Raw genomic sequence first — 1,500 nt, 5'->3', positions numbered from 1 at the left:
ACGCCCTGGACTATTCCACCTACCTGGGCGGTAGTCGCTTTGATTGCGGTTGTGGCGGAATCGCGGTGGATAGCTCCGGCAACGCGTATATCACAGGGGATACTTACTCGGAAGACTTCCCCACGGTCCACGCCGTCTATCCGACCCCTGCATCTGATCATGACATCTTCATCGTCAAGATCGCGCCGCAGGACGACTTTATCGGCGTTTACGACCCCAGCGCCGGCTGGTGGTACCTCGACGTCAGCGGCGACGGCTTCTGGACAGGCGGTGCCGATGCCATCTTTCGCCTCGGGGGCGGGGAGGGTTCTCTGCCGGTCGCCGGCGACTGGAACGGCGATGGCGTCGACACGATCGGCCTCTACTATCCCCATGCGGGCTGGTGGTTCCTCGATGTCAACGGCGATGGCTTCTGGACAGAGGGTAGCGACAACGACTTCGGCTTTGGCGGCGGGAGGGGTTCTCTGCCGGTCGCCGGCGACTGGAACGGCGATGGCGTCGACACGATCGGCCTCTACTACCCCCATGCGGGCTGGTGGTTCCTCGATGTCAACGGCGATGGCTTCTGGGCAGAGGGTACCGACATTGACTTCGGCTTTGGCGGCGGGGAAGGCTCTCTCCCGGTAACCGGCGATTGGAACGGTGATGACGTCGACGCGATCGGTCTTTACTATCCCAGCGCTGGCAGGTGGTTCCTCGATGTCAACGGTAACGGACACTGGGATGCGGCGGATGACGCCACCTCTTCATTTGGCTTTCAGGGCACCAAACCCATCGGTGGACGCTGGGCTCACTGAACCCGATGAACGGAAGCAAAGGCCGTGTGCGCCTCGTTCCTTGAACTCGGCGGTGTACTCTTGCTTCGGGATCTTCTGCATCATCGTCTCCAGTTTGACAGACAGTCTACGCCACCCTTGGAAGACTAAATTTCGGGGGAACCTCAGGTCGTAAATCCGGATAGCAGTATGGCCTCAAAGCAGACACCGCCGTTTGACTGCTCATGGGCAGCATGGCCCCATCAGCGGTCAGTCGCGGCCTTTCAGTCTTGCGGTCCTGAAGGGTCGTTGTCGGCCAGGTCCGGACGCTCAGCCGGAGCGAGTGATCGGCCGCAACCGCTCCTTTAGCAGACACTAAATCGAACTGGGCTGAAACGGCAACGCGAAGACTGGGCCAGGCCGCTCGCGCAATGCGGGAGCCATCATTGATGGGAGATTGCGTGGTAGGTCCGCTATTTCATCTGACAAGCGTGAACGGCGGCCCGTTGATCTCACCTTTGGTGCAGGCCACATCCGCGAGGCACCAATCCGAATCCTCGCGCTCTCTCGGCGGCGCACCGTCGCCGATCTGCGCCAGGGAGTACATGCTCTGGAGCAGCGCCAGGTGCCCTAGGGCCAGGTCCAGTTGCTTGGAGTTTGAGACGACCTCCCGCTTGTAGACCGCGAGCTCGGGGCGGTAGAAGCGACCATGCCTATCCGGTTGCCTCCCAAGCCAAGCTTCAGG

At 61.3% G+C, this 1,500-nt stretch carries 2 protein-coding genes; one reads left to right on the top strand and one right to left on the bottom strand.

Features of this window, described 5'->3' with window-relative positions; genetic code table 11:
* Positions 1-797: SBBP repeat-containing protein (locus THIMADRAFT_RS24185; protein ID WP_007195773.1), on the top strand; the 797-nt coding region annotated here is incomplete at its 5' end.
* A 436-nt stretch (positions 798-1,233) separates the two neighbouring features.
* Here THIMADRAFT_RS24185 and THIMADRAFT_RS27290 read toward each other — a convergent pair.
* The coding region (locus THIMADRAFT_RS27290; protein ID WP_007195772.1) for a hypothetical protein at positions 1,234-1,500 on the bottom strand (267 nt) is incomplete at its 5' end.

The sequence above is a fragment of the Thiocapsa marina 5811 genome (assembly GCF_000223985.1).
GTDB lineage: Bacteria > Pseudomonadota > Gammaproteobacteria > Chromatiales > Chromatiaceae > Thiocapsa > Thiocapsa marina.
Note: the sequence above shows the minus strand (reverse complement) of the source record. Positions and strands in the feature narration are given on the sequence as shown.